The sequence below is a fragment of the Pseudomonadota bacterium genome, from assembly GCA_022361155.1.
Taxonomy (GTDB): Bacteria; Myxococcota_A; Polyangia; order Polyangiales; family JAKSBK01; genus JAKSBK01.
Window position 1 is genome coordinate 1 of record JAKSBK010000070.1, and the last position, 1342, is coordinate 1342.

The 1342-nt window shown below is 62.4% G+C and carries 3 protein-coding genes; 2 read left to right on the top strand and 1 reads right to left on the bottom strand.

What is annotated here, in order from left to right:
- Positions 1-331: 331 nt before the first annotated feature.
- Both MJD61_01845 and MJD61_01850 read left to right on the top strand, forming a co-directional pair.
- On the top strand, positions 332-571 hold the full coding sequence (locus tag MJD61_01845) for an addiction module protein (protein ID MCG8554020.1): 240 nt from the start codon (positions 332-334) through the stop codon (positions 569-571).
- Complete coding sequence (locus tag MJD61_01850; GenBank protein ID MCG8554021.1) at positions 571-903, top strand: hypothetical protein; 333 nt, start codon at positions 571-573, stop codon at positions 901-903. The genes MJD61_01845 and MJD61_01850 overlap by 1 nt, the downstream gene beginning before the upstream one ends.
- Positions 904-915: 12 nt before the next feature.
- Here MJD61_01850 and MJD61_01855 read toward each other — a convergent pair.
- Positions 916-1342: hypothetical protein (locus tag MJD61_01855; GenBank protein MCG8554022.1), on the bottom strand; the 427-nt coding region annotated here is incomplete at its 5' end.

Here is a 1342-nt window from a genome sequence, read left to right on the forward strand (position 1 = left end):
TAAGCTCGACCTACGGGTTGGTCGGCGGCGTCCCCACCTGAGCGCGGATAGGTACTCCGAGTATTTCGGGGGTAGAGCCATAGGAACCGAGCTCGTTGTCGATCCTCGTCCATTGGGTGTGGAGATATAGGTTCAAGCACGCTATTGGCGTCGAAGGTATGCGATCGCCCCGCTGTCCAAGAACTGGCGGGCCTCGCGTTTGGACCTGGCCAGGGAGGTCTTGGGCAGCAGATCCACCAGGCGCACGCCAGCTTGCAGCAACGACGCCTCGTGGCTGCAAGCGCGCGGCCCAGCACTCGATCCGCGGGCTGCGGTATCGTAGACTGCATTTGTGAACGCCAGAGCCCAGAAGATCCTTGATGAAGCGCTCCAACTGCCAGCCGAAGAGCGTGCACAGATTTGTATCGCCCTTCATGAAAGCGTGGAGCAGGAGGAGGCTTCGGCAGAGGAAGTGGAAGCCGCATGGCAAGACGAGATCGAGCGCAGAGCCGATCAACTTCAAAGCGGCGAAGCCGTGCTGCACGACTGGGCAGACGTCGAGCGCGAGCTGCGTGACCTTGCGACGCGCTGATGCGCCTTCGTGTCGTTCAAGGAGCCCGACGCGACTTCATCGAGGCGGTGCGTTGGTATCGCAGCTCGGGTGCCACCAACCAAGCCCGTGAGCTCGTCGAAGACTACAACGGAACGATTCAGTACGCCCGCCAGTTCCCCAATGCGGGTAGTTTGGTGGTTTCTCGACGCGAGCGCCCCTTCCTGATCCGCAAGTATCTGCTCCACAGTTTTCCCTACAAGTTGATCGTAGCTTGTTTCGAGCACGAGCTTGTGGTGCTCGCTCTTGCGCATCAAAAGCGCAAACCAGACTACTGGATGCCGCGGCTAGTGAAGGTCAAACCAGAGCGTTAGCCGTCGTTGTCGTCATCCGGGCCCTATACAGGACATCGTGCCCGCTGGATGAACGCGCACACGGCGAGCAGTATGCACAGCCGCAGGGACGAGCCCGCGGGGTTTGTGCCCGGAACGCTGCAGCCGCAGCCGCTGGATTGCGAGCGGGGTGGGAACGGTGCGGATGCGGTTGCGGAGTCCGGCTTGGCGCCGGCTGCTGCGTCTCGCAAACCCGGGTGACCAGTCGATTCCAACAGGTCGTTCCGGCAGGCCGAATCCGACCGCCAGCTGCGTGCCGTCGGGTGAGAGCGCGAAGCCCGCCATCACGGCCTTGCCCTCGAGCACGCTGCGCCAGGAACGGCCCCCGTCCGAAGAGACCAGCAAGCGGTCTGCTTTCGCAGCGCGTATGCGCACGTAGAGCGTATCGGGATCGTCTAGCGCCACCGAGGTGAAGAAAGGA